Here is a 24,283-nt window from a genome sequence, read left to right as displayed (position 1 = left end):
GCGGAGCCGTTGTGCACGGTGGATCCCATTGCTGACGCCAGTGTAGCCTAAATCCCTATGCGTTGCCGATGGTGATAGTACTCATACCGCCATCAGGGTTTCAGCCTCTCAAGCGACAGTTCGCGCGCATTTTTCGAGCCGCGTCTTTTGCTGTTCCGGCAGCACCGCAATAGCATCGGGAGCGATCTTCCGGACCGAATGCCTCGCCACACGCACTCGATATGGAGGCAGTACGCGCGGTTGCAAGAGCGCGCGCCTCTGCGGCTTTTCGTGTGAGGCAGTCGCATTGCGGCGCAACCAATGTTAGAATGCGCCGTGACGGGCCTCCTCGCATGGAGGGGCGGTCAACCTGGTCAGGTCGGGAACGAAGCAGCCACAGCCGTTTTCCGCCAGTGCCGAGGGTCAGGCTCGTCACCTTCTACTTTCTTCTAGTTGTTTCCCGGCAGTATTCCCCCCGAATTATCCCCAGCCTTGCAGGCGGTTTTAGTCGAGTGCTCGCCGATGTCAGTCGCGTGATCGCTCAGCGCACCGGTTTCGATCGTTACTGTATTTGCCCTCGCGACATGGTTCACATGCGTCGTACCTGCACCGTGTGCATGGGCAAATCGCTAGCGCCGCGGGGCGTCCGTTCGGGGCCCGTCGAATCATCGGTGCGCGCAGGCGATGCTGATACAATTTCCGGATGACCTACCAAGTTCTCGCACGCAAGTGGCGACCGAAGGACTTCGCTTCGCTCGTCGGACAGGAGCACGTGGTGCGCGCGCTCACGCATGCACTCGACGGCGGCCGTCTGCATCACGCGTACCTCTTCACGGGCACGCGCGGCGTGGGCAAGACGACGCTGTCGCGGATCTTCGCCAAGGCGCTTAACTGCGAGACCGGCGTGACGTCGAAACCGTGCGGCGTCTGTCGTGCGTGTCGGGAGATCGACGAAGGCCGTTTCGTCGACTATGTCGAAATGGATGCGGCGAGTAATCGCGGCGTCGACGAAATGGCCGCGCTGCTCGAGCGCGCCGTGTATGCGCCGGTGGATGCGCGCTTCAAGGTCTACATGATCGACGAAGTGCACATGCTCACGAACCACGCCTTCAACGCGATGCTGAAGACGCTGGAAGAACCGCCGCCGCACGTCAAGTTCATCCTCGCGACCACCGACCCGCAGAAAATCCCGGTCACGGTCCTGTCGCGTTGTCTGCAGTTCAATCTGAAACAGATGCCGGCGGCGAACATCGTCGAGCACCTAACGCACATTCTCGGCGAGGAGAAGGTCGAGTTCGAAACGCAGGCGCTGCGCTTGCTTGCACGCGCTGCGGACGGCTCGATGCGCGATGCGCTCTCGCTGACCGATCAGGCGATTGCCTACTCGGCGAATCAGGTGACCGAGGAGGCCGTGCGCGGCATGCTCGGCGCGCTCGATCAGAGCTATCTGATCCGCCTGATCGACGCGCTCGTTGCGAGCGACGGTGCCGCCGTGCTCTCGATCGCCGACGAAATGGCGTTGCGCAGTCTCTCGTTTTCGACCGCATTGCAGGATCTCGCGGGCCTGTTTCACCGTATCGCGTGGGCGCAGTTCGCGCCGGCGTCGGTGCTCGACGAGTGGCCCGAAGCAGCCGACCTGCGTCGCTTTGCTGCTGAACTCTCGCCCGAGCAGGTTCAACTCTTCTATCAGATCGCGACGCTTGGCCGCAATGAACTGGGCCTCGCTCCCGACGAATACGCCGGCTTCACGATGACCTTGCTGCGGATGCTTGCGTTCGAGCCCGCTTCTGGCGCGGGCAGCGTCGGCAATGCACCGGCTTCGAAGCCGGCAGTGGCGGGTCCCGGGGCGAGGGCAGTTACGCCTGCGATGGCGTCTTCCGCTGCAAGTGTCCCGGCTGGTAGGGCTCAACCGGTCGCTGCGCCGCAGGCCGTTGCGGCGGTCACCCGTCCGGCAGCGGCGTTACCAGGATCGAGCGCGGTGGAAGTGGCGAAGTCCGCCGCTGTACCGGACGTTGGCGCTGAAACGGTGCCTGCGGCTCCCGCGACCACCCCGGCAGCGTCCGCTGCGGCGCGCGTCGTGCCGCCGTGGGAATCGGCGGACGAGCCACAAGGCGATACGTCAGACGCTGCGCCCGAAATCACGACCGCAGCACCCGTGGCGGCAGCAACGCCCGTTCCGGCCGAACCGGAGCAGCAATCCCGGTCCGATGCAACCGCAGAACCTGCTGTGGCGCCTGGCGCGCGCGGTGGGGCAAGCGCGGCGCTCGACGTGCTGCGCAGCAAGGGCATGCGCGTTTCCAACCCCGCCGCCCGTGCAGCGGCCGGTGGATCTGCAGCGACAGCCGTTGCCGCACCGAAATCCGCGGCACCGCGCGCCGAGGTCAAGGTGCCGACGCCCGATCCGGCCCGTCGCGTCGTGGTCGCGCAAGAAACGCAGGCTCGCCAGCCGGCCCGTAATGCGTCCGCGCAGGACGCCTCGTCGGCGTCACCGTGGGATGACATTCCGCCCGACGACTACGTGCCGCTCGGTGCTGACGACGCCTACTTTGCGACGCCAGATGACGGCTTCGTACCGGCGTATGACAGTGAACCTGCCGCGCCGCGCGCAGCTTCACCTGCCGCGTCGCCTGCTGCGGCCGTCGTGGATGTGAGCAAGTTGCCACCGGGAATTCCGCTCGACGCGATTGGTTTCTCTGGCGACTGGCCCGCTCTCGCCGCGACGCTGCCGCTCAAGGGCATTTCGTACCAGCTCGCGTTCAACAGCGAACTGACTGCGCTCGACGGTGCGCTGCTCAAACTGAGCGTGCCGGTGCCGCAATACGCCGAAGCGTCGCAGGTCGCCAAACTGAAGTCGGCGCTTGCCGAACGGCTCGGCAAGGCCGTGGATGTCGCCGTGGAAGTCGGCCCCGCACGCCGCACGGCCGCCGCGCTCGACGCCGCCGCGCGCGCTCAGGCGCAACGCGAAGCAGAGCGCGAGATCGGCGCGGACCCGTTCGTCCAGCAACTGATTCGCGACTTCGGCGCTACCATCGTGCCGGGTTCGATCCGGCCGGTGTCGCCGGATGCCGCGCCGGGCAACAGTCCGACCGTCCATTGATTTTCGGCGCGCGGCCTGGCAATCATGCCGCGCGCTTTTCCGATATCCAGATAAAGACGATTCAGAAGGAGTCACGATCATGATGAAAGGCCAACTCGCCGGGTTGATGAAGCAGGCCCAGCAGATGCAGGAAAACATGAAGAAGATGCAGGAGCAGCTTGCCCAGATCGAGGTTGAGGGTCAGGCGGGCGCCGGTCTGGTCAAGGTGACGATGACGTGCCGCAACGACGTGCGCCGCGTATCAATCGATCCGAGCCTGCTTGCCGACGACAAGGACATGCTCGAAGACCTCGTCGCCGCAGCGTTCAACGATGCGGTGCGCAAGGCCGAAGCCACGTCGCAGGAAAAGATGGGCGGCATGACCGCTGGCCTGCCGATTCCGCCGGGCTTCAAGCTGCCGTTCTGATTTGGTGCCTGCGGGCCGCGCGCTCATGCGCCGCGGCCCGTTTTTCACCGGGCCGCTGTGCTTGATTGCACAACGCCCGCATGGTTCGCGGCCGCCGTGAAAAAACGGCCGCAAGACTCATCGATCCGCCACGCTGAACCCGCATGAAACAACCTTCCGCCCTGGCCGCGCTTGTCGAGGCGCTGCGTGTGCTGCCCGGCGTCGGGCCGAAGTCGGCGCAGCGCATGGCTTATCACATGATGCAGCACGACCGCGATGGCGCCGAAAAGCTCGGCCGCGCGTTGATGTATGCGACCGAACACCTGAAGCACTGCGAGAAGTGCAACACATTCACTGAAGCTCAGGTCTGCGAAACATGCCTCGACGAGGAACGCGATCCCACGCTGCTGTGCGTCGTCGAAACACCCGCCGACCAGATCATGCTCGAACAGACCATGACGTGGCGAGGCATGTATTTCGTGCTGATGGGGCATCTGAGTCCGCTCGACGGCATCGGCCCCAAAGAAATTCATTTCGACCGCCTCGTGAAGCGCGCCTCGAACGGCGTCGTCAAGGAAGTCGTGCTGGCGACCAACTTCACGAACGAAGGCGAAGCCACCGCACACTATCTCGGCCAGGCGCTGAAGGCGCGCGGCCTGACCGTCACGCGACTCGCGCGCGGCGTGCCGGTGGGTGGCGAACTCGAATACGTCGATGCGGGCACGATCGCCCGCGCGATGATCGATCGTCGCACGATGTAATACGTCGCTGACGCCCCGCGCGTGGTGTCGCGTGGCGCGCGTCGAAGAACTGCTTTGCATTGGATGTCAGCAATTGCTAAAGCACCAACTGACATCGACAGCTTTGCATGGATACCAGTAAGTGCTAAAGCACAAACTGGTATCGAAAAAAGGAGACTCATGAGCACAGCCACTTCTCCCGAATCCGCGGCCAGCGAACGTCCGGCGGGACCGCTCGCCGGCGTGAAGGTGCTCGAACTCGGCACGCTGATTGCGGGCCCGTTCGCTGCGCGATTTCTCGGCGAATTCGGCGCCGAGGTCATCAAGATCGAAGACCCGAAGGGCGGCGATCCGCTGCGCAAGTGGCGCAAGCTCTATCCGGAAGCAGGCGGAACTTCGCTCTGGTGGGCCGTGCAGGCGCGCAACAAGAAGTCGGTGACGGTGAACCTCAAGGCCGAGGAGGGCAAGGAGATCGTCCGCCGCCTCGCGAAGGAAGCCGACATCGTCATCGAGAACTTCCGCCCCGGCCTGCTGGAGAAACTCGGTCTGGGTTACGACGTGCTCTCGAAGGAGAATCCCGGCCTCGTGATGGTGCGGCTCTCCGGCTACGGCCAGAGCGGTCCGTATCGCGATCGTCCGGGCTTCGGCGCGATCGCCGAGTCGATGGGCGGGTTGCGTCACATCACCGGTTATCCGGATCTGCCGCCGCCGCGTATCGGCATCTCCATCGGCGATTCGATTGCCGCGTTGCACGGCGTGATCGGTGCGCTCATGGCACTGCATCACCGCAACATGAACGGCGGTAGCGGCCAGATCGTCGACGTTGCGCTCTACGAGGCTGTGTTCAACATGATGGAAAGCGTCGTGCCGGAGTACGGCGTCTATGGCCTGGTGCGCGAGCGCACGGGCGCGTCGCTGCCCGGCATCGTGCCGTCGAACACCTATCCGTGCAAGGACGGCAGCATCGTGATCGGGGGCAACAGCGATCCCATCTTCAAGCGTCTCATGACGGCCATCGACCGCGAAGACCTCGCCAACGATCCGGACCTCGCGCACAACGACGGCCGCGTGCCGCGCACGCAGGAGATCGACGGGGCGATCGCCGCATGGCTGGCGACGCGCACGATCGACGAAGCACTCGACGTGCTCAATGCGGCCGACGTGCCGGTGGGCCGCATCTTCAGCGTCGCCGACATGTTCGCGGATCCGCAGTTCATGGCGCGCCAGATGATCCAGCAGTTCCGCTGGCAAGGTAAGGTCGACGTCGCGTTGCCGTCGGTTACGCCGAAGCTCTCCGCCACGCCCGGCGACACGCGCTGGCTCGGCCCCGAGCTGGGTGAACACACCAATGAAGTCCTTCAGGCGCTGGGTTATGATGCAGAGCAAATAGAGCGGTTGCGCGCACAACAGATCGTCTAGGTAGCACGAGCGAGGCGCGGCCGCGAAGAAAGACAAGCACAGCGACCACAGGAGACTCGCACATGCAACGAAGAACCTTCCTCGCCGGTACCGCCGCGCTCGCGGGCGCCACGCTCGCGGGTCCGTCGCTGGCTTTTGCGCAGTCGGGCCAACTGGAAACGAAAAAAGTTTCGATCGCCGTCGGGGGCAAGAATCTGTTCTATTACCTGCCGCTGACCATTGCCGAGCGCCGCAACTTCTTCAAGGACGAGGGCCTCGAAGTCGAGATCTCCGACTTTGCGGGTGGCTCGCAGGCGTTGAAGGCTGCCGTGGGCGGCAGCGCCGATGTCGTTTCGGGTGCGTTCGAGCACATCGTCCTGCTGCAGGCCCAGCGCCAGATGTTCCGCGAATTCGTGCTGCAGGGCCGCGCGCCGCAGATCGTGCTCGCCGTCTCGAAGAAGACGATGTCTGGCTACAAGTCGATCGCTGACCTGAAGGGCAAGAAGATCGGTGTCACGGCGCCGGGGTCGTCAACGTCGATCATGGCGAGCTTCGTGCTCGCGAAAGCCGGTCTCACGGCGAACGATGTGTCGTTCATCGGTGTCGGCGCGGGCGCCGGCGCGGTGGCCGCATTGCAGTCGGGCCAGATCGATGCGCTCGCCAATCTCGATCCGGTGATGACGAAGCTTGATCGCGCGGGCGACATTCATATCGTTTCCGATACGCGCACGCTCGCCGATACGCACGCGGTGTTCGGCGGCGACATGCCGGCGGGCTGCCTCTACGCGTCGCAGGCGTTCATCACGAAGAATCCGAACACCACGCAGGCGCTCACCAACGCAATGGTTCGTGCTCTGAAGTGGCTGCAGGCGGCGACCGGTGCGCAGCTGATCGAAACGGTGCCCGAGAGCTATCTGCTCGGCGATCGCGCGCTCTATCTGGCGGCGTGGGACCACGTGAAGGAAGCGCTTTCGCCGGACGGTCTGATGCCGGCCGGCGGTCCCGGTACATCGCTCAAGACGCTGCAGGCGTTCGATCCGAACGTGAAGGGCAAGCCCATCGACCTCTCGAAGACGTGGACCAACGACTTCGTGACGAAGGCGCTCGCGACCGTCAAAAGCTGAAGTCGCGCGATCGCGTTGTCACGATTGCGAGGACGCCGCGCGCGCCGCGGCGTTTCCACTCCCCGAATCCGCGTAGTTCCTGAATGACGATGACCGTACCCGCACTCGCGCTCGAGAATATTACTTGCACCTTCGCGTCGCGCGACAACCGCTCGCAGCGCTACACCGCCGTCGCGAATGCGACGCTGCGCATCGCACCGGGTGAATTTGTCTCGGTTGTCGGGCCGACCGGCTGCGGCAAGTCCACGTTGCTCAACATCGGCGCGGGGCTTCTTGAGCCGGGCGAGGGCACGGTTAGCGTGTTCGGCGAGCAGCTTTCGGGCCTCAACCGTCGCGCGGGATACATGTTCCAGGCCGATGCGCTGATGCCGTGGCGCAGCGCACGCGACAACGTGATGGCTGGCCTCACGTTTCGCGGCGTAGCGGCCAGCGAGGCTCGCGGGGAGGCCGAGGAATGGCTCAAGCGCGTGGGGCTCGGTGGCTTCGGCGACCGATATCCGCATCAACTTTCGGGTGGCATGCGCAAACGCGTTGCGATGGCCCAGACGCTGATCCTCGATCCCGACATCATTCTCATGGACGAGCCATTCTCTGCGCTCGACATCCAGACGCGGCAGCTCATGGAAAACGAGCTACTCGACCTCTGGGCCGCACGCCGCAAGGCCGTGCTGTTCATCACGCACGATCTCGATGAAGCGATTGCGATGTCCGACCGCGTCATCGTGCTGTCGGCGGGGCCGGGCACGCATCCGATCGGCGAGTTCGCGATCGATCTGCCGCGTCCGCGCGACGTCGCGGAAGTGCGCTCGCATCCGCGATTCGTCGAGCTGCACGCGCAGATCTGGGGTGTACTGCGCGAAGAGGTACTCAAGGGCTACCAGCAGCAGCTCGCCGCCGGCTGAAGCGCGCTGCGCCCGAACAAGAAAAGCAGGAGAGACAACATCATGTGGAAACGGCTGCGCCCGAACCGGGGCAACCTCATCGTGTGGCAGTGGCTGCTGCTCGTCGCGTGCTTCGCGCTCTGGTATGTACTGACGAGTCCGTCGATCCTGCCGCCGTTCTACTTCGATGACCCCGACAAGGCCGCATTCCTTTTCGGCGAGCCGCAGAAGGTCCTCGTGCGCATCTGGCAGTGGTTCACGGGCGGCGAGATCTGGCTGCATCTGTGGGTCACGCTGATCGAGACGGTGCTCGCGTTCGTGATCGGCACCGTCAGTGGGCTCGGCGTTGGCCTGTGGCTCGCGCTCGCACCCATGGCAAGTGCGCTCTCCGATCCCTACATCAAGGCTGCGAACTCCATGCCGCGCGTGATTCTCGCGCCGATTTTTGGCGTGTGGTTCGGGCTCGGTATCTGGTCGAAGGTGGCGCTCGGCGTCACGCTCGTGTTCTTCATCGTGTTCTTCAATGTCTATCAGGGCGTGAAGGAAGTGAGCCCGGTCGTGCTCGCAAACGCGCGCATGCTCGGTGCGAACCGCAAGCAACTGCTGCGCCACGTCTATCTGCCCAGTGCGACGAGCTGGGTGTTTTCTAGCCTGCACACTTCAGTGGGGCTTGCGTTCGTGGGTTCAGTGGTGGGCGAGTATCTCGGTTCTGCGAGCGGCGTCGGTTATCTGATCCTGCAAGCCGAAGGCACATTCGACATCAATACCGTGTTCGCGGGCATTCTCGTGCTGACGGCATTCGCGCTGGTTCTCGATGCGCTTGTCGGGTTCGCGGAGAGGCGTCTGATGAAGTGGCAGCCGAGGACGGCAGACATCGAGAAGCTCTAACGAGCGGCGGCGCCTGCTGCCGTCGGCGAAAAAAAACGGCGCGCCATGGCGCGCCGTATTCGTTCCGGCCGCAGAGCGCCGGCTCAGGGTTCGATCACGATCTTACCCATCACGCGACGTGACGCCATGTCCTTCAGCGCTTGAGCAGTGTCGGCGAGGTTGTAGCGTTTCGAGACATACGGCTTGAGCTTGCCTTCTCCGATCCAGCCGACCATCTGCGCGAACGCCGCCGCGTTGTTCTGCGGCTCGCGGCGCGCGAAATCACCCCAGAACACGCCGACGATGCTCGCCCCCTTGAGCAGCGTGAGGTTGAGTGGCAGCTTCGGTATCTCGCCGTTGGCGAAGCCCACGACCAGGTAGCGCCCCCTCCAGCCGATGCTGCGAAAAGCAGGTTCCGCGTAGACGCCGCCGACCGGATCGTAGATCACGTCCGGGCCTTTGCCGTCGGTGAGCGCCTTGACGCGCTCACGCAGATCTTCAGTGCTGTAGTTGATGGTGGCGTCTGCGCCGAAGCGCCGGCAGACCTCCAGCTTTTCCTCGCTCGATGCCGCAGCGATCACGCGCGCGCCGAGCGCCTTGCCGATTTCGACCGCCGCGAGGCCCACCCCCCCCGCGGCGCCGAGCACGAGCATCGTCTCGCCCGGACGCAGCGCCGCGCGATCGACCACAGCGTGATGCGATGTGCCATAGGCGAGCGTGAACGCGGCGGCTGTCGCGAAATCGGCGCCATCGGGCAGCGGCACGCACGCGGAGGCATCGGCGATGACTTGCTCGGCGAAACCGCCAGTAGCCACGTAGGCGGCCACACGTGTGCCCGGCGCGAGCTTCACACCGACGCCTGCCGCGCGCACGACGCCGGCTACCTCGGCACCCGGCGTAAAGGGCAGCGGCGGCTTCATCTGATACTTGTTCTCGATGATGAGCACGTCGGGGAAATTGACGGCCGCTGCCTTCACGTCGATCACGACCTGACCCGCGTCGGGCGTAAGGTCGGGCAGCTCCTCGAGCGTGAGCGAATCGGGCGGACCGTACTGGTTGCAGCGGATGGCGCGCATCGTGTCTCCTGTGTTCTGTCGCGTCGTTCATGAAGCCGGGATCAGCGGACAGTGTACGGCACCAGACCGCGACGCGAACGATCGTTTCATTCAGTGCGGGCTCTAAAAATCGGGAAGAAGAGCGCTGGGAATGGAGCGAGGCTTGTGGCACACCGGCGTGTGCGCAGCGCCTCGCGCGGGCTTCCCGGACTGTCGTTCGCCTGCCTTCTTTCCTCGGTTACAATCGTCCGATGCGAATACTACTCAGCAATGACGACGGTTATCTCGCCCCCGGACTCGCTGCGCTCTATGAGGCGCTCAAGCCGCTCGGCGAAGTCACGGTGATGGCGCCGGAGCAGAACTGCAGCGGCGCATCGAACTCGCTCACGCTGTGGCGGCCGCTCTCGGTGCTGCGCTCCGCGACCACTGGCTTCTACTACGTGAACGGCACGCCCACCGATTCGGTGCACATCGCGCTCACAGGCATGTTCGAGCACAAGCCCGATCTCGTGGTCTCCGGTATCAACAACGGCCAGAACATGGGCGAGGACACGCTTTACTCGGGCACGGTGGCCGCGGCTACCGAGGGCATCATGTTCGGCGTGCCGGCCATTGCGTTCTCGCTCGTCGACAAGGACTGGGCCCATCTCGATTCCGCCGCGCGAGTCGCTGCCGAAATCGTGTCGCATTACCTCGCGAATCCACTGCGGGGGCATCCGCTCCTGAACGTCAACATTCCGAACTTGCCCTACGACGAACTCGGCGAATGGTCCGTTACGCGCCTCGGCAAGCGTCATCCGTCGCAGCCGGTGATCCGGCAGACCAATCCGCGCGGCGAGCCGATCTACTGGATCGGCCCATCGGGCAGCGCGCGCGACGCGAGCGAGGGCACGGATTTCCATGCGGTGTCACACGGCAACGTGTCGATAACGCCGCTGCAACTCGATCTGACCCACACGCAGATGTTGCCAGAGACGCAAGCATGGGTGCGTCGGGGCGACAGCGCTTCATGACTGGCGAGCGCACGAAGCGTTTTCCGCTCGGACTCGCGGACCTCGTGCGCGAGCCGCGCCGTCGCGACGGTCTCGATTCGCGTCACGGCGAAGCACGTGGCTCGCTCGGCGGTGCGGGCAAGACTGGCATGGCGAAGGACGTGGCAAAGCCATCGGTGCCGCGCACAGGTGGCGGGGTCGGTGCCGGCATGCCAGGGCGTCCGCAGGGCGCCGTCAGCAAGAGCCCGATGAGCGGCGCATCGACTGCGCCCGCGCGTCCGAACGATGTGCGCCGCAGTGATGCCGCGCCGCGTGCAGCGCAACCCGCTACGCATCTTTCGCCGGCGAGCGCGAACCGCTCGGTCGCAATACGCTCCAATGCTCCACAGCGCACGAGTGGCACGCCGACATCCGGCGCGCCAGGCGTGCCGCTCAACAGTGCACTTGCGTTGACTTCGGAACGCGTTCGCGAGCGGATGGTCGAACGCCTGCGTGCGAATGGCCTCGCCGATGCGCGCGTGCTTCAGGCACTCGCGGGCGTGCCGCGCCACATGTTCGTCGATCCGGGTCTCGCGACTCAGGCCTACGAAGATGCGGCGCTGCCGATCGGCCATCAGCAGACGATCTCGAAGCCTTCGGTCGTGGCCCGCATGCTCGAACTCGCGGGCGCCGGCCGTACGCTCGACCGCGTGCTCGAGATCGGCACCGGCTGCGGGTATCAGGCGGCCGTGCTGAGCCAGATCGCACGCGATGTTTATTCGATAGAACGCATCAAGCCGCTGTACGAACGGGCGAAGACCAATCTTCGCCCGTTGCGCATCCCGAACATCCGTCTGCACTATGGTGACGGACGGCTCGGATTGCCGTCGGCTGCACCGTTCGACGCGATCGTGATCGCGGCCGCGGGCTTCGACGTGCCGCAGGCGCTGCTCGAACAACTCGCCATTGGCGGGAGGCTCGTGGCGCCCGTCGCGTCGCCCGCCGCTGCCGGCGGCGAGGCGACCCAGGTGCTCACGCTGGTCGAGCGCACGGGCCCTGCGCAATGGCGTGAGTCGCGGCTTGATCGCGTTTTCTTTGTCCCCTTAAAATCCGGAGTGATCTGAAACCGATGAATATTGTCGTGATGCCAGGAAACCGCCTGAATGTCGATCTGACCTTAGTCCAGCGCAGCCTCTCGGTCATCGCGCTCTGTCTCTTGACGGCCTGCGCATCGCGGTTCGATCTGGCACCCGTGGAAGACCGCACCGCGCCGTCCGGCACAGCCGCAGCGCAGCCTGCTGTGCCGCTCGGGCCGGCGCCTCCGGGGTACTATCGGGTAAAGCCGGGTGACACGCTCTATCGAATTGCGCTAGAAAACGGGCAGAACTACCGCGACATCGCAGCGTGGAATAATCTCGCGAACCCGAATCAGATTGAAGTGGACCAGTTGCTGCGCGTTGCGCCGCCGGGAGCAAACGTTGCCGCGGCGACGCCGGGCGTGGTCACCGCACCGGTGCCGGCCGGCAATGTGCAAAGTATCGGGCCGGGCTCCGTGACGCCGCCGGTCGCCGGTCCGGGAGCGAACGCCGCGACGGTGCCGCCGCTGGCCAATGCAGTTGACGCAGCAGCGGTGTCGAGCAGTATCGCGTTGGGCTGGCCGGTGCGCGGTCCGATGCTCAACCGGTTCGACGACGGGCAGAACAAAGGCATCAATATCGGTGGTGCAGCCGGAGATCCCATCAAGGCCGCCGCCGATGGACGCGTGGTTTACGCCGGAAATGGGCTGCGCGGATACGGCAATCTCATTATCATCAAGCATGACGCGACGTTTTTGACCGCGTATGCACACAACAGCGCTTTGATGGTAAAAGAAGGGGATGCGGTCTCGAAAGGTCAGAAAATCGCTGAAATGGGTAATAGCGATTCGGACCGCGTGATGCTGCATTTCGAAGTCCGCCGTCAGGGCAAGCCCGTCGACCCACTGAAGTACTTGCCGCCGCAATGAAGCGAGCCGACTATGCCGAAATCGAAGCGCCGTCTGGAGCAAACCGAGACTGACAGCGAGGCCACCCCGGTTTCGGTGGAGGACAGCGCTGCGTCGGGCGACGACGAGACGCTGTCCGAACTCGACAATTCGCGCGAATTCGAAGAGCGCGAAACAGCGGCTGAAGAGGAGGGAAGCGGTCGCGAAGCTGCCGAACCCGCTTCCGACGCCGACGATTTCCGCGCGATCCTGCAGGCCGAACTCACGGCCGACACGATCCAGCATTATCTGAACCGCATCAGCGTGAAGCCGCTGCTCACCGTCGAAGAGGAGCAGCGCTATTCGCGCCTCGCGAAGGCGGGGGAGTTCGATGCGCGCCAGGTGATGATCGAGCGCAATCTGCGGCTCGTGGTGAGCATTGCGAAGGGTTACCTGAACCGTGGCGTTCCGCTGCTCGACCTGATTGAGGAAGGCAACCTCGGCCTCATGCACGCGATCGAGAAGTTCGATCCGGCGCGAGGGTTTCGCTTCTCGACCTATGCGACGTGGTGGATCCGCCAGAGCATCGAACGCGCGATCATGAATCAGGCGCGCACGGTGAGGCTGCCGGTGCACGTGATCCGCGAACTGAACCAGGTGCTGCGCGCGAAGCGTCACCTGGAGAAGAATTCGCTGAACGCCGACTCGGCGTCCGAGCGGCGCGACGCGAGCATCGACGACATCGCCTACCTCACGGGCAAGACGACCGAGGAAGTCACCGACATCCTCGCACTCAACGAGCATACGGCCTCGCTCGACGCGCCGCTCGACCTCGATCCCGCGAGCAGCCTGCTCGATCTCCTTTCCGACGACCAGAGCCAGTCACCCGACGCGGAAGTGCAACATCGCGAACTGGAAACGCTTACGCGCGCCTGGCTTGGGCGGCTGTCCGACAAGCATCGCCACGTGATCGAGCGCCGCTTCGGGCTGAATCACATCGAACCGGCGACGCTCGAAGAACTCGCCGACGAGATGGGCCTGACCCGTGAGCGCGTGCGGCAGATCCAGCAGGAAGCACTGGTGCGCCTCAAGCGCTTTTTCGCTTCCAACGGCGTGCGTAAAGACGCCGTCCTGTAAATTGCTGCGCACCTGAACCGGATGACACCTGTCCTTGTATTTGACATCGAGACGATTCCCGATGTCGACGGCATTCGCCGTCTCGAAGATCTTCCCGCCTCGCTGACCGACGCCGAAGTGGCCGAACATGCGTTCGCCGCGCGCCGCGAGAAAACGGGCAGCGATTTCCTGCCGCATCATCTGCAGCGCGTCGCCGCGATTTCCTGCGTGTTCCGCGATGGCCAGGGTTTTCGCGTGCGCTCCCTCGGCACGCCCGAAGACGGCGAGGCCGCGCTTATCCAGTCGTTCTATCGCACCATCGAGAAGTACACGCCGCAGCTCGTCTCGTGGAACGGCGGCGGCTTCGATCTGCCCGTGCTGCACTATCGCGCGCTCGTGCACGGCATCCGTGCGTCCCGCTACTGGGATCTCGGCGAAGACGACCGCGATTTCAAGTGGAACAACTACATCAGCCGCTATCACTCGCGTCACACCGACCTGATGGACGTGCTCGCGATGTATCAGGCGCGCGCCAACGCGCCACTCGATGCACTCGCGAAACTCTGCGGCTTTCCGGGCAAGCTCGGCATGGACGGCGGCCAGGTGTGGTCGGCGTTCCAGCAGGGACGCATCGAGGAAATTCGCAACTACTGCGAGACCGACGTCGTGAATACGTATCTGCTGTACTGCCGCTTCCAGTTGATGCGCGGCGGCTTTACCGAACGCGAATACGAAGACGAGATCACGCACGTCAAGAATGCGCTCGCCATCGAACCCGCGCCGCATTGGGCCGAGTATCTCGCGGCGTTCGGCGCCTGAGCGGCATTCGCCAAACGTCTTAGTCCAGTTCCAGCGCGATCGGTTGATGATCTGACGCCTGCGTCGCGCCGTCGATCTCGCAGCGTGTAAGCCGCCCGAGCAGGTCTTGCGTGACGAAGATGAAATCGCACGCGAGCGGGCCGGACGACCATTGCACGGTGTCGTAGACACCGGCGGTCGGTGGCGGTGTCGAGCCCGGATGCAGTGCTGTCCACGCGTCGACGAACGAGAGGCTATCGGCGATCGGTTCCAGCATGCGCGTGTAGGCTTCGCTGCCCCACGCACTGTTGAAATCGCCGCAGACGATGGCGCTCGCAGGACGCGCAGTCGACGCGAACGGACCCGCGTCGTTTTCGGCCGGCGCCGGGTACGCGGCGTGTGCCGCGGCTTCCTGCTGCAAGCGCCGCAGTTCGTCGACCTGCGCGAGGCGCTGACGTACGGAGTAATACTCGAGATGGGTGACCAGCACGCGTAGCGCGCCGCCCGGCGCGTCGAGTACCGCTTCGAGCGCCACGCGCTGCATCGACGGTGCGGCTGGTTCGGCGGGCCACGGCAGCAGGTGGCGCCACACCTGTGCGACGGGAAAACGACTCGCGATGGCGTTACCGAACTGGCGCCGGCGCGCACCCGATGTGTCTTGCGGCGCGGGAAGATCGACGCCGATTCCCTCGACGATCGTGAAACCGGGCAGAAGCGCTGCCAGTTCCGCGAACTGATCGTCGCCGGGGGCGCCCGGCAACGCGCCAAAGCCGCGTGTGACTTCCTGCAGGCAAAGCACGTCGAAGTCGACAATCCGTCGCGCCTCGCGCACCGTGCGCGCGAGATCCACGACACCCGCTGCGTCGCGGCCCCATTGAATGTTCCAGTTGAGCAGTTTCATGGGCCATCCAGACGCAAAGCGGTATCGCTTCACTGTAGCCCAAAGGCAAACCGCGGGAGCGCCAGAGAACGCGGCAGCGGGCAGGTGCGCACAATAGCGACGCCCGCCGTAACGAACGTCAGCGCATGCGGCCCTTGCATGCTTCGCGCACGGAGCTGACCACTCGCCCTTGATCGTCGAAATAGACCGCGAGCGGGACATTCTTGTCGCCGAGCGCATACTGGAAGCAGTCACGGCCGGCGTAATCGTAGACGTGATCAGGCGGTCCAAGATGTCGCATCACTTCTGTTTGCGTGAGCCCCGGCGTAACGGAGGCGATCAGCCGTTCGGGCTCCTTGTCGGACGAGGCACAGGCGGCGAGGACGAGAAGCGGCGCGACGGCCGCCGCAAAGCGTAATAACTTGCTCAATTCGGCTCCAGCGATGAAAGTGGGGTGTTATCAGTCAATGTTGCACGCGTGATTTTCCATCGAATTACCCTGAAAACGCCAGCGCTACCCCTTGCCGGACGTATTGGGGAATCCCCAGGGTGCGGCAACGTGGACTCCGCTACGGCTCGTCGAGGGTAGCGGTGCCGAGTTCGTCTACAATCTCGCCTTCGCCCATATTTCATCCCCACTGTTTGTCAGGAACCCGCTGGTGTCTCAAGCTGCCCCCGACCCTCAAGCCGATCCCGTCCACGCCGCTCCCGCTCAGGATGCCGCTGCCGTTCCCGCGAAGCGCTCGAAGCGCGAGCGTCGGGCCGAACGGCGCGCTGCCGCGGACGCGTCGGTGCTTCATGCCCCGATTCTGGAGATCGAGTCACTCGACATGGAAGCGCGCGGCGTCGGCCGCACCGTCACCGAGACCGGCGAGCCGGGCAAGGTGATCTTCGTCGAGGGCGCGCTGCCCGGCGAGCGCGTGACCTACTCGAGCTACCGCAAGAAGCCAAGCTTTGAGCAGGCGCAGGTGGTGAATGTGCTGCGCGAAAGCTCGATCCGCACGAAACCGCAGTGCCAGTTTTTTGGCATCTGCGGCGGCTGTTCCATGCAGCATCTGGACGTGCGCGCCCAGATCGCGGTCAAGCAGCGTGTGCTCGAAGACAACCTCGCACATCTTTCCAAGGTCCGCGCCGAATCGATGTTCCGGCCGATTCACGGTCCTTCGTGGGGTTACCGCTACCGCGCTCGTCTCACCGTGCGCAACGTGCCGAAGAAGGGCGGCGTGCTGGTCGGTTTCCACGAGAAGAAGAGCAGCTACGTTGCCGATATGACGAGCTGCGAGGTGCTGCCGCCGCACGTTTCGGCGATGCTGGTGCCACTGCGCAAGCTGGTTGAAGGGCTGTCGATCCGCGATCGCATGCCGCAGATCGAACTGGCCGTCGGTTCGAGCGTGACAGCGCTCGTGCTGCGCATCCTGGAGCCGCTCACCGCAGCCGACGAAGCATTGCTGCGCATCTTCGCCGACGAACACAACGTGCAGTTCTGGTTGCAGCCGAAGGGCCCGGACTCGGTGTTCCCGTTTTATCCGCTCGACGCGCAGCTCGATTACACGCTGCCCGAGTTCGACATCCGGATGCCGTTCAAGCCGACGGATTTCACGCAGGTCAATCATCAGATCAATCGCGTGCTGGTCGGCCGCGCGCTGCGCCTGCTCGCGCCGCACAAGGGCGACCGCGTGCTCGATCTGTTCTGCGGGATCGGCAACTTCACGCTGCCGCTCGCGCGGCTCGCGCGCGAGGTGGTGGGGATCGAAGGCAGTGACGCGCTGACGGCGCGTGCGCTCGAGAACGCGCGCGAGAACGGCGTGGACGGCCACACATCGTTTGCTTGCCGCAACCTGTTTGAAGTGACCGCCGACGACATGCGTGCGCTCGGTGCCTTCGACAAGTTCCTCGTCGATCCGCCGCGCGAAGGCGCGTTCGCGGTGTCAAGGGCGCTTGCGGACATCGCGCAGAGCGGCGACGGTCCGCTGCCGAAGCGCATCGTCTACGTTTCGTGCAATCCGTCCACGCTCGCGCGCGACGCAGGCCTGCTCGTGCACGAGGCAGGCTATCGGCTCAAGGGGGCGGGCGTCGTGAACATGTTTCCGCACACGTCGCACGTGGAGTCGATTGCGCTGTTCGAGCGCGACTGAGCGCCGGAGATAGCGTCGCGCCGGAATCATGGCGCGGCGCGACGCAAATAAAAAAGCCCCGCGTCCGCGGGGCTTTTTTTCAGACCGGAATCAGGCCAGAAGCAGGCCAAAACCACGATCACCAGATCTGCCACCAGGACTTCGTTTCCTTGCCCGCGCGGGCGTGGCCGGTGATATAGGGGCTGTCCGGGAACGTGGCGGCGAGCACGCGGCGGGTGTCCTCGGCGAGCTGCGGCTGATCCAGCTTCTGGTACGAAAGGATCATGATGTGCAGCGCATCTTCGATCGCCGGCGCGCTCTGGTACTCCTTGATTGCGAGCTGCGCGCGGTTGATCGCGGCGACGTAGGCGCCACGGCGGTAGTAGTAGTCGGCCGCGTGTACTTCGTGCGACGCCAGTGCGTTCACGATGTAACGCATGCGCTGCGCCGCGTCAGGCGCGTACTTGCTTTGCGGGTATTTATCGACGACGACCTTGAACGCGTCATAGGACTCGCGCAGCGACTTCGGATCGCGCTCGCTCATGTCCTGACCCGAGAAACGGCCGAAGAGGCCGAGGTCGTCGTTGAAGTGGATCATGCCCTTGAGGTAGTACGCATAGGCGATGTCCGGGTGATCCGGATGCAACTGGATAAAGCGGTCGATCGCCTGGTCGGCGGCGTCGTTCTCGTTATCCTTCCAGTTGCAGTAGGCGACGTTGATCTGCGCCTGCTGGGCAAAATGGCCGAACGGATCGCGGCCCTGAAGCGCCTCGAAGTACTTCGCGCACTTGCCCCAGTCGCCACTGGATAGCGCGTCCTGGGCCTCCGTATATAATTTGTTGTTGTTCCACGCGGCCGTTTCGTCGGTCTTTTGCGGCAGGCCATGGCAGGCCGCGACAACGGCTAGCGCGGCGCCGCACGCAGCGATGCGAACGACGTTGACGATCTTGCCGATCGCCGTCGTGCTCGATGCAGTGATTGACGCAGTGACCGAATTAGGTGCAGCGCTTCGGGCCATCGCAAGTTGGGCCAATCTCGTAATCGTGTTCAAGGCTCGCATTTTCCAGTTCAGCTTCAGGTCCCAGTTGACCCAGACTCAATGACCCGCTCAGTTAACCGCTCGGCGCTTCCCGGGGTTCTTCCCGAGGGGCTTTCCGACGTGCTTCCGACAGGCGGCGCCCCCGGCGCCCCAAACAGCATCGACCATTATAGCCTGGGCGAAGTGCCCAATGACGCACCGCCCGGTGACTCGATTGACGACGACCTCGACGCCGTCGCGAACGCGTCCGGCGGCGGCGCAGCCGGCGCTCGCAAGCGTACCGAAGAGGCGCCACGTCGTGCGCAAGTGCCCGACGATCTAGCCGGCGAGCGGCTCGACAAGGTGCTCGCCAAAGTCTTCCCCGAGTTTTCCCGTAGCCGCCTGCAGGGCTGGATCGAGGAGCAGCGCGTGCGCGTCGATGGCGCACCGGCGAAGGTCCGCCAGCCGGTCCCGCTCGGCGCGACGATCGAACTCGTGCCTGATCTGCTGCCCGAGCAGCTTGCATTTACGCCCGAGCCCGTTCCGCTCGACGTCATCTACGAGGACGACGCGCTCGTCGTCATCAACAAACCCGCCGGGCTCGTCGTGCATCCGGCAGCGGGCAACTGGAGCGGGACGATCCTCAACGGCCTCCTGCACCGGTATGGCGAAAGCGCCGCCGGACTGCCGCGCGCGGGCATTGTGCACCGGCTCGACAAGGAGACCTCGGGGCTGATGGTGGTCGCGCGCACGCTCGAGGCGCAGACCGACCTTGTGCGCCAGCTGCAGGCGCGCACGGTCAAGCGCCGCTATCTGGCGCTCGTCTGGGGCAACATGGCCGACGAGGGTACGATCGACGCCCCGATCGGCCGCGATCCGCGCGAGCGCACCCGCATGGCCGTGGTGCAGGGTTCGGCGGGCAAACCTGCGCGCACACACTTCCGGCGGGTCGACTCGACGCTCTGGCACGGCCAGCCGGTCAGCGCGATCCATTGCGATCTCGAGACGGGCCGCACGCACCAGATCCGCGTGCATTGTGCGCATATCGGGCATCCGCTGCTTGGCGATCCGGTCTACGGGCACGCGCGCGGACGCCGCTCCGTCGCGGCGTTGCCCGACGGGTTCGCGCGTCAGGCCCTGCATGCGTGGCGCCTCGGGCTCGTTCATCCGGTCACCGGCCGCGCGATGCAATGGCGCGCCGACGTTCCCGACGACATGGACGCACTGATCGCCGCCCTGGGTTTTGGTGCGGAGAGCGATGAGTACGGCTACGACGACGAAGTCTTCGACAGCGCGTACACGGACGAAGGCTACGTCATCGGCAGCGATGAAGACGACTACGACGAAGAACACGATGACGACAGCGAGGATCCGCACGCATGACGATCACGCCTGAACTGAGCGCTGCGGATCTGCTGCATCCCGGATGGGACGCTCCGCCGAATGTGCGTGCGGTGGTGACGACTCGCAATGGTGGCGTAAGCGAGCCACCGTTCGGGCGCTGGATGGTGACAGACGCAAGCGGAGAAGGGCGCGAACTGTCGGGCGGGCTCAATCTGGGCCGGCTCTCGGGTGACGATCTCGACCATGTCGAGGTGAACCGCTCGCGCCTCATCGCGTATGCGGGCGTGCCGGCTGCGTGGCTCAAGCAGGTGCACGGCGCGGATGTCGTCGATGCAGCGGTTGCGCTCGATGCCGTGCATGCCGGCGAACTCCTCAGCGCCGATGCCAGCGTGACGGATCGTCCGGGCATCGCGTGCACCGTGATGGTTGCAGACTGCATGCCGGTCCTGCTCTGCGACAGCGCGGGCCGCTCCGTTGGCGCGGCGCACGCTGGATGGCGCGGACTCGCCGCGGGCGTCATCGAAAAGACTGCGCAGCGCGTGGCCGCGCTCGCGGGCTGCGCGCCACAAGACCTCCATGCGTATCTCGGTCCGGCGATCGGACCGAGCGCCTTCGAAGTCGGGGCAGACGTACGTGACGCCTTCATGACTCACGCGGCCGCTGTCGGCGGTGCACAACGCGATGCGACCGCCGCAGCGTTCGTTGCGCGGCCGGAAGCGTCCGGTAAATATCTCGCGGATCTCTACGCACTCGCACGTCTGAGGCTCGCTGCGCTGGGTGTCGAGCGGATCAGCGGCGGCGATCTGTGCACCTACACGCAGCGCGACCGGTTCTACTCGTATCGCCGGGAGCCCGTCACGGGGCGCATGGCTGCGCTGGTGTGGATGACGCCCTGAGGAGCTTTTCGCGGCTCGTCTGACCATATTTTGCTGCACTGCATCGAACCCGGCGGAGCACGCCGCAGCATCGGAAACGAGGAGAGTGCCCGCACGGAGCCATCGTGCTGCAAGCACTTGGCCCTAAGGCACTTTTTTTCTCGCGTGCACCAGCGGGCGTTCGCCCGGATCGAACGACCGGACGATTACATCGGGAAAACGATAATTAAAAAAATATCGCAGTGCGGCAAAATCGGGCACAAGCATTGACATGCTTTGCAACGGGGAGCAAGAATGTCCTTCACCTACGGGACAGGACGTAACGGGGTGCGACGCGATCGCACCCGCTTGCGTTCCACCTGCCTCTCAACCAGTCCTTCGGGACACATCGGTCAAAAGCAGGCATGACGGCATCTCAACGTTCCACGAACTCCCCGGGTACGGGCGCTTCAACTAACGGTGCGCAACAATTCACTCCGGACGCCGCCGGAATGCAGCAGATACTCGACGCCTGGACGTCCGCATGGCGCAACGCCATGAATGCGGCCCAACAGGCGCAGGGCGCGGCGGCGCCGATGCCGAACGGCTGGTGGCCGCATGCCGCTAATGGCGCGGCGCCGTTCGGCGCGTTCAAGCTCCCGAATGCATCGTTCGAGCCTGCCCGTCTGCAGCAACTTCAGGCCGACTACTCGCGCGATGCGCTAGAACTGCTGCGCGGTGCCACCGATACCGCGCCGAAAGCACCGGAGCTCAAGGACCGGCGCTTTAGTTCCGACGCGTGGAAAACCACGCCCGCGTATGCGTTCACGGCGGCGTGGTATCTGCTGAACGCGCGCTATCTGCACGAACTCGTCGACGCAATCGATACCGATCCGAAGACACGCGAGCGCATTCGCTTCGCCGTCCAGCAGTGGACCGCGGCGACTTCGCCCAGCAACTTCCTTGCGCTCAATCCCGACGCGCAGAACGCCTTGCTCGAGTCGCACGGCGAGAGCCTGCGCCAGGGTGTGATGAACCTGCTCGGGGACCTCACGCGCGGAAAGATTTCGCAGACCGACGAATCGCGTTTCGTGGTGGGCCGCAATCTCGCAACGACCGAGGGATCGGTCGTCTTCGAGAACGAACTGTTCCAGCTGATCCAGTACAAGCCGCATACGGCGAGTGTGCGCGAGCGACCGCTCCTGATCGTGCCGCCTTGCATCAACAAGTTCTACATCCTCGATCTGCAGCCCGAGAATTCGCTTGTCGCGTATGCACTCGATCAGGGCCAGCAGGTGTTCCTGGTGTCCTGGCGTAACGGCGACGCGTCGATTGCGCACAAGACCTGGGATGACTACATCGACGACGGCGTGCTTGAGGCGATCGATACGGTGCGCAGCATCAGCGGCCGCGAGCAGATCAACACGCTCGGCTTCTGCATCGGCGGGACGATGCTCGCTACGGCGCTCGCTGTCGCGGCTGCGCGCGGCGAACACCCGGCATCGTCGATGACGCTGCTGACGGCCATGCTCGACTTCTCGGATACGGGCGTGCTCGATGTGTTCGTCGACGAGGCTCACGTGCAGATGCGCGAGCAGACCATCGGCGGCAAGAACGGTGCGGTGCCGGGTGTCATGCGCGGCGTCGAATTCGCGAACACGTTCTCGTTCCTGCGTCCGAACGATCTGGTCTGGAATTACGTCGTCGACAACTACTTGAAGGGCCGCACGCCTGCGCCATTCGACCTGCTGTTCTGGAACAGCGATTCGACGAGCCTGCCCGGCCCGGCGTATGCGTGGTACTTGCGCAATACGTACCTCGAGAACAAGCTGCGCGAACCGGGTGCGCTCACAGTGTGCAGCGAAGAGGTAGACCTCTCGCGCATCGACGTGCCGACCTTTATCTACGGTTCGCGCGAGGATCACATCGTGCCGTGGCGCACGGCCTATGCATCGGTGCCGCTGCTTTCGGGGCCGATCACCTTCGTGCTGGGCGCGTCGGGACACATTGCGGGCGTGATCAATCCGCCTTCCAAGAACAAGCGCAGCTTCTGGAGCGTCGAGACCGACGCGAAGCATTTGCCGGCCGATGCCGACGAGTGGTTTGGCGTGGCCGACGAGAAGCCCGGCAGTTGGTGGCCGACGTGGGCCGGATGGCTCGATCAGTTTGGCGGCAAGAAAGTGAAGCCGCGCGCACAGGCAGGATCGGCGGAATTCCCGGCAATCGAGCCGGCGCCGGGGCGTTACGTTCAGCAGCGCGACTGACGCGCGTTGCTGTGGAAATGCGTTTTTAACTTGACGGGGCGGCGCCTCTCGCGACGGCGTGCTGCCCGGAGGAACTGAAAATGACGGACATCGTGATCGTATCGGCCGCGCGTACCGCGGTGGGCAAATTCGGCGGTTCGCTTGCAAAGATCGCGGCCCCCGATCTGGGCGCCGTGGTGATCAAGGCGGCGCTCGCACGCGCTGGCCTGAAACCCGAGCAGGTCAGCGAAGTGATCATGGGTCAGGTGCTGACTGCTGCGTCGGGCCAGAACGTTGCGCGCCAGGCGGCAATCAAGGCGGGCCTGCCCTCCGCGATTCCGGCGATGACGATCAACAAGGTCTGCGGCTCGGGCCTGAAGGCCGTGATGCTTGCGGCGAACGCGATCATCGCGGGCGACGCGGAAATCGTCGTCGCGGGTGGCCAGGAAAACATGAGCGCCGCGCCGCATGTGCTGCCGGGCTCGCGTGACGGCTTCCGCATGGGCGATACGAAGCTCGTCGACAGCATGATCGTCGATGGGCTCTGGGACGTGTACAACCAGTACCACATGGGCGTGACGGCGGAGAACGTCGCGAAGGAATACGGCATCACGCGCGAAGAACAGGATGCGTTTGCGGCACTGTCGCAGAACAAGGCCGAGGCCGCGCAGAAGGCGGGCCGCTTCGACGACGAAATCGTGCCGGTCGAGATTCCGCAAAGAAAGGGCGAGCCGCTCCTCTTCAAGACCGACGAATTCGTGCGCCACGGCGTCACGGCCGATGCGCTCTCGGGCCTGAAGCCAGCGTTCCAGAAGGAGGGCACGGTGACGGCGGCGAATGCGTCGGGTCTCAACGACGGCGCCGCGGCGGTGGTCGTGATGTCCGCCAAGAAGGCGGAAGAACTCGGTCTCAAGCCGCTCGCGCGCATCAAGGCGTATTCGAACGCGGGCGTGGATCCGAAGGTCATGGGCATGGGCCCGGTGCCGGCCTCGAAGCGCTGCCTCGAACGCGCGGGCTGGACGCCGGCGCAGCTCGATCTCATGGAAATCAACGAAGCGTTCGCCGCGCAGGCGCTCGCCGTGAACAAGCAGATGGGTTGGGACACGTCGAAGATCAACGTGAACGGCGGCGCGATCGCCATCGGTCACCCGATCGGCGCGTCGGGTTGCCGGATCCTCGTTACGCTGCTGCACGAAATGCAGCGTCGCGACGCGAAGCGTGGTCTCGCGTCGTTGTGCATCGGCGGCGGTATGGGTGTGGCGCTCGCGGTCGAGCGTCCGTAAAGTGGTGAACGAAGCGGGCCGCGGTGGCCCGCTTCGATGCGCTTCGATGCCATCGCGGGGGGATTCGGGCGATGGCAGCACGTGCAGAATCGGCGTGTGTGGGAAAAGTGGTGCATGGTGGAGACGCAGCAGGCAGGCCCTGAGCGGCAACACAGGTGGTACCGCATGAGGGG

General features: G+C 64.6%; 21 protein-coding genes and 1 other RNA gene. 18 read left to right on the top strand and 4 right to left on the bottom strand.

All coding sequences use genetic code 11. From position 1 onward, the window contains the following. Positions 1–317: 317 nt before the first annotated feature. From ffs to L0U80_RS07815, 8 genes are all read left to right on the top strand, one after another. Positions 318–416, top strand: an RNA gene (gene ffs, locus L0U80_RS07850) — signal recognition particle sRNA small type. 266 nt (positions 417–682) lie between these two features. Beyond that, entirely contained in the window at positions 683–3,076 is a 2,394-nt protein-coding gene (locus L0U80_RS07845) for a DNA polymerase III subunit gamma/tau (RefSeq protein ID WP_233863390.1), read from the top strand. A gap of 79 nt (positions 3,077–3,155) precedes the next feature. After that, positions 3,156–3,482 carry a YbaB/EbfC family nucleoid-associated protein gene (locus tag L0U80_RS07840; protein WP_233863389.1) on the top strand — a complete coding sequence of 109 codons (327 nt, stop codon included), beginning with the start codon at positions 3,156–3,158 and terminating at the stop codon, positions 3,480–3,482. Between the two features lie 143 nt (positions 3,483–3,625). Further along, positions 3,626–4,222: a recombination mediator RecR gene (gene recR, locus L0U80_RS07835; RefSeq protein ID WP_233863388.1), complete on the top strand. Its 597-nt coding sequence runs from the start codon at positions 3,626–3,628 to the stop codon at positions 4,220–4,222. Positions 4,223–4,381: 159 nt separating this feature from the next. After that, positions 4,382–5,620: a CaiB/BaiF CoA transferase family protein gene (locus tag L0U80_RS07830; RefSeq protein ID WP_233863387.1), complete on the top strand. Its 1,239-nt coding sequence runs from the start codon at positions 4,382–4,384 to the stop codon at positions 5,618–5,620. A 62-nt stretch (positions 5,621–5,682) separates the two neighbouring features. Beyond that, entirely contained in the window at positions 5,683–6,723 is a 1,041-nt protein-coding gene (locus L0U80_RS07825; protein WP_233863386.1) for an ABC transporter substrate-binding protein, read from the top strand. Between the two features lie 89 nt (positions 6,724–6,812). After that, positions 6,813–7,625, top strand: a complete 813-nt coding sequence (locus L0U80_RS07820) for an ABC transporter ATP-binding protein (protein WP_233865773.1) — start codon at positions 6,813–6,815, stop codon at positions 7,623–7,625. A 42-nt stretch (positions 7,626–7,667) separates the two neighbouring features. After that, positions 7,668–8,492, top strand: coding sequence for an ABC transporter permease (locus tag L0U80_RS07815; protein WP_233863385.1), 825 nt, complete (start codon positions 7,668–7,670; stop codon positions 8,490–8,492). 83 nt (positions 8,493–8,575) lie between these two features. Here L0U80_RS07815 and L0U80_RS07810 read toward each other — a convergent pair whose 3' ends face one another. After that, on the bottom strand, positions 8,576–9,547 hold the full coding sequence (locus L0U80_RS07810; RefSeq protein WP_233863384.1) for an NADPH:quinone oxidoreductase family protein: 972 nt from the start codon (positions 9,545–9,547) through the stop codon (positions 8,576–8,578). 230 nt (positions 9,548–9,777) lie between these two features. On the opposite strand from L0U80_RS07810, the gene surE reads away from it, so the two are divergent. The 5 genes from surE to L0U80_RS07785 are packed head-to-tail and all read left to right on the top strand — an operon-like array spanning position 9,778 to position 14,395. Next, positions 9,778–10,539: a 5'/3'-nucleotidase SurE gene (gene surE / locus L0U80_RS07805; protein WP_233863383.1), complete on the top strand. Its 762-nt coding sequence runs from the start codon at positions 9,778–9,780 to the stop codon at positions 10,537–10,539. Next, entirely contained in the window at positions 10,536–11,621 is a 1,086-nt protein-coding gene (locus tag L0U80_RS07800; RefSeq protein ID WP_233865771.1) for a protein-L-isoaspartate(D-aspartate) O-methyltransferase, read from the top strand. The genes surE and L0U80_RS07800 overlap by 4 nt, the downstream gene beginning before the upstream one ends. Before the next feature lie 5 nt (positions 11,622–11,626). After that, complete coding sequence (locus L0U80_RS07795; protein ID WP_233863382.1) at positions 11,627–12,502, top strand: peptidoglycan DD-metalloendopeptidase family protein; 876 nt, start codon at positions 11,627–11,629, stop codon at positions 12,500–12,502. A 12-nt stretch (positions 12,503–12,514) separates the two neighbouring features. After that, positions 12,515–13,597: an RNA polymerase sigma factor RpoS gene (rpoS, locus tag L0U80_RS07790; RefSeq protein ID WP_233863381.1), complete on the top strand. Its 1,083-nt coding sequence runs from the start codon at positions 12,515–12,517 to the stop codon at positions 13,595–13,597. A 21-nt stretch (positions 13,598–13,618) separates the two neighbouring features. Further along, entirely contained in the window at positions 13,619–14,395 is a 777-nt protein-coding gene (locus L0U80_RS07785) for a 3'-5' exonuclease (protein WP_233863380.1), read from the top strand. Between the two features lie 19 nt (positions 14,396–14,414). On the opposite strand, the gene L0U80_RS07780 is transcribed toward L0U80_RS07785, so the two are convergent. Both L0U80_RS07780 and L0U80_RS07775 read right to left on the bottom strand, forming a co-directional pair. Continuing rightward, complete coding sequence (locus tag L0U80_RS07780; RefSeq protein ID WP_233863379.1) at positions 14,415–15,275, bottom strand: endonuclease/exonuclease/phosphatase family protein; 861 nt, start codon at positions 15,273–15,275, stop codon at positions 14,415–14,417. A gap of 118 nt (positions 15,276–15,393) precedes the next feature. Next, positions 15,394–15,684, bottom strand: a complete 291-nt coding sequence (locus L0U80_RS07775; protein WP_233863378.1) for an outer membrane protein assembly factor BamE — start codon at positions 15,682–15,684, stop codon at positions 15,394–15,396. A gap of 361 nt (positions 15,685–16,045) precedes the next feature. On the opposite strand from L0U80_RS07775, the gene rlmD reads away from it, so the two are divergent. Further along, positions 16,046–17,389: a 23S rRNA (uracil(1939)-C(5))-methyltransferase RlmD gene (gene rlmD, locus L0U80_RS07770; RefSeq protein WP_308444866.1), complete on the top strand. Its 1,344-nt coding sequence runs from the start codon at positions 16,046–16,048 to the stop codon at positions 17,387–17,389. 118 nt (positions 17,390–17,507) lie between these two features. On the opposite strand, the gene L0U80_RS07765 is transcribed toward rlmD, so the two are convergent. Further along, positions 17,508–18,386 carry an outer membrane protein assembly factor BamD gene (locus L0U80_RS07765; protein WP_233863377.1) on the bottom strand — a complete coding sequence of 293 codons (879 nt, stop codon included), beginning with the start codon at positions 18,384–18,386 and terminating at the stop codon, positions 17,508–17,510. 81 nt (positions 18,387–18,467) lie between these two features. Here L0U80_RS07765 and L0U80_RS07760 point away from each other — a divergent pair, with 81 nt between their 5' ends. The 4 genes from L0U80_RS07760 to L0U80_RS07745 all read left to right on the top strand — a co-directional run bounded on the left by L0U80_RS07760 (position 18,468) and on the right by L0U80_RS07745 (position 24,110). Next, a complete protein-coding gene (locus L0U80_RS07760) occupies positions 18,468–19,769 on the top strand; it encodes an RluA family pseudouridine synthase (RefSeq protein WP_233863376.1) in 1,302 nt (433 codons plus the stop codon). Continuing rightward, positions 19,766–20,626, top strand: coding sequence for a peptidoglycan editing factor PgeF (pgeF, locus tag L0U80_RS07755; protein ID WP_233863375.1), 861 nt, complete (start codon positions 19,766–19,768; stop codon positions 20,624–20,626). Before L0U80_RS07760 ends, pgeF begins: the two co-directional genes overlap by 4 nt. A gap of 383 nt (positions 20,627–21,009) precedes the next feature. After that, on the top strand, positions 21,010–22,848 hold the full coding sequence (phaC, locus tag L0U80_RS07750) for a class I poly(R)-hydroxyalkanoic acid synthase (protein WP_233863374.1): 1,839 nt from the start codon (positions 21,010–21,012) through the stop codon (positions 22,846–22,848). Positions 22,849–22,928: 80 nt separating this feature from the next. Next, on the top strand, positions 22,929–24,110 hold the full coding sequence (locus tag L0U80_RS07745) for an acetyl-CoA C-acetyltransferase (RefSeq protein ID WP_233863373.1): 1,182 nt from the start codon (positions 22,929–22,931) through the stop codon (positions 24,108–24,110). The last annotated feature ends 173 nt before the right edge of the window (positions 24,111–24,283 follow it).

This window comes from Paraburkholderia adhaesiva, assembly GCF_021390575.1.
Lineage (GTDB): Bacteria > Pseudomonadota > Gammaproteobacteria > Burkholderiales > Burkholderiaceae > Paraburkholderia > Paraburkholderia adhaesiva.
The sequence above is the reverse complement of the archived record's forward strand: the minus strand, read 5'-3'. Positions and strand labels throughout refer to the sequence as shown.

Bases quoted from the DNA above. Each gene is read 5' to 3' on its own strand.
- L0U80_RS07845 (WP_233863390.1), top strand. From the start codon at position 683: ATGACCTACCAAGTTCTCGCACGCAAGTGGCGACCGAAGGACTTCGCT.
- L0U80_RS07840 (WP_233863389.1), top strand. From the start codon at position 3,156: ATGATGAAAGGCCAACTCGCCGGGTTGATGAAGCAGGCCCAGCAGATG.
- recR (WP_233863388.1), top strand. From the start codon at position 3,626: ATGAAACAACCTTCCGCCCTGGCCGCGCTTGTCGAGGCGCTGCGTGTG.
- L0U80_RS07830 (WP_233863387.1), top strand. From the start codon at position 4,382: ATGAGCACAGCCACTTCTCCCGAATCCGCGGCCAGCGAACGTCCGGCG.
- L0U80_RS07825 (WP_233863386.1), top strand. From the start codon at position 5,683: ATGCAACGAAGAACCTTCCTCGCCGGTACCGCCGCGCTCGCGGGCGCC.
- L0U80_RS07820 (WP_233865773.1), top strand. From the start codon at position 6,813: ATGACCGTACCCGCACTCGCGCTCGAGAATATTACTTGCACCTTCGCG.
- L0U80_RS07815 (WP_233863385.1), top strand. From the start codon at position 7,668: ATGTGGAAACGGCTGCGCCCGAACCGGGGCAACCTCATCGTGTGGCAG.
- L0U80_RS07810 (WP_233863384.1), bottom strand. From the start codon at position 9,547: ATGCGCGCCATCCGCTGCAACCAGTACGGTCCGCCCGATTCGCTCACG.
- surE (WP_233863383.1), top strand. From the start codon at position 9,778: ATGCGAATACTACTCAGCAATGACGACGGTTATCTCGCCCCCGGACTC.
- L0U80_RS07800 (WP_233865771.1), top strand. From the start codon at position 10,536: ATGACTGGCGAGCGCACGAAGCGTTTTCCGCTCGGACTCGCGGACCTC.
- L0U80_RS07795 (WP_233863382.1), top strand. From the start codon at position 11,627: ATGAATATTGTCGTGATGCCAGGAAACCGCCTGAATGTCGATCTGACC.
- rpoS (WP_233863381.1), top strand. From the start codon at position 12,515: ATGCCGAAATCGAAGCGCCGTCTGGAGCAAACCGAGACTGACAGCGAG.
- L0U80_RS07785 (WP_233863380.1), top strand. From the start codon at position 13,619: ATGACACCTGTCCTTGTATTTGACATCGAGACGATTCCCGATGTCGAC.
- L0U80_RS07780 (WP_233863379.1), bottom strand. From the start codon at position 15,275: ATGAAACTGCTCAACTGGAACATTCAATGGGGCCGCGACGCAGCGGGT.
- L0U80_RS07765 (WP_233863377.1), bottom strand. From the start codon at position 18,386: ATGGCCCGAAGCGCTGCACCTAATTCGGTCACTGCGTCAATCACTGCA.
- L0U80_RS07760 (WP_233863376.1), top strand. From the start codon at position 18,468: ATGACCCGCTCAGTTAACCGCTCGGCGCTTCCCGGGGTTCTTCCCGAG.
- pgeF (WP_233863375.1), top strand. From the start codon at position 19,766: ATGACGATCACGCCTGAACTGAGCGCTGCGGATCTGCTGCATCCCGGA.
- phaC (WP_233863374.1), top strand. From the start codon at position 21,010: ATGACGGCATCTCAACGTTCCACGAACTCCCCGGGTACGGGCGCTTCA.
- L0U80_RS07745 (WP_233863373.1), top strand. From the start codon at position 22,929: ATGACGGACATCGTGATCGTATCGGCCGCGCGTACCGCGGTGGGCAAA.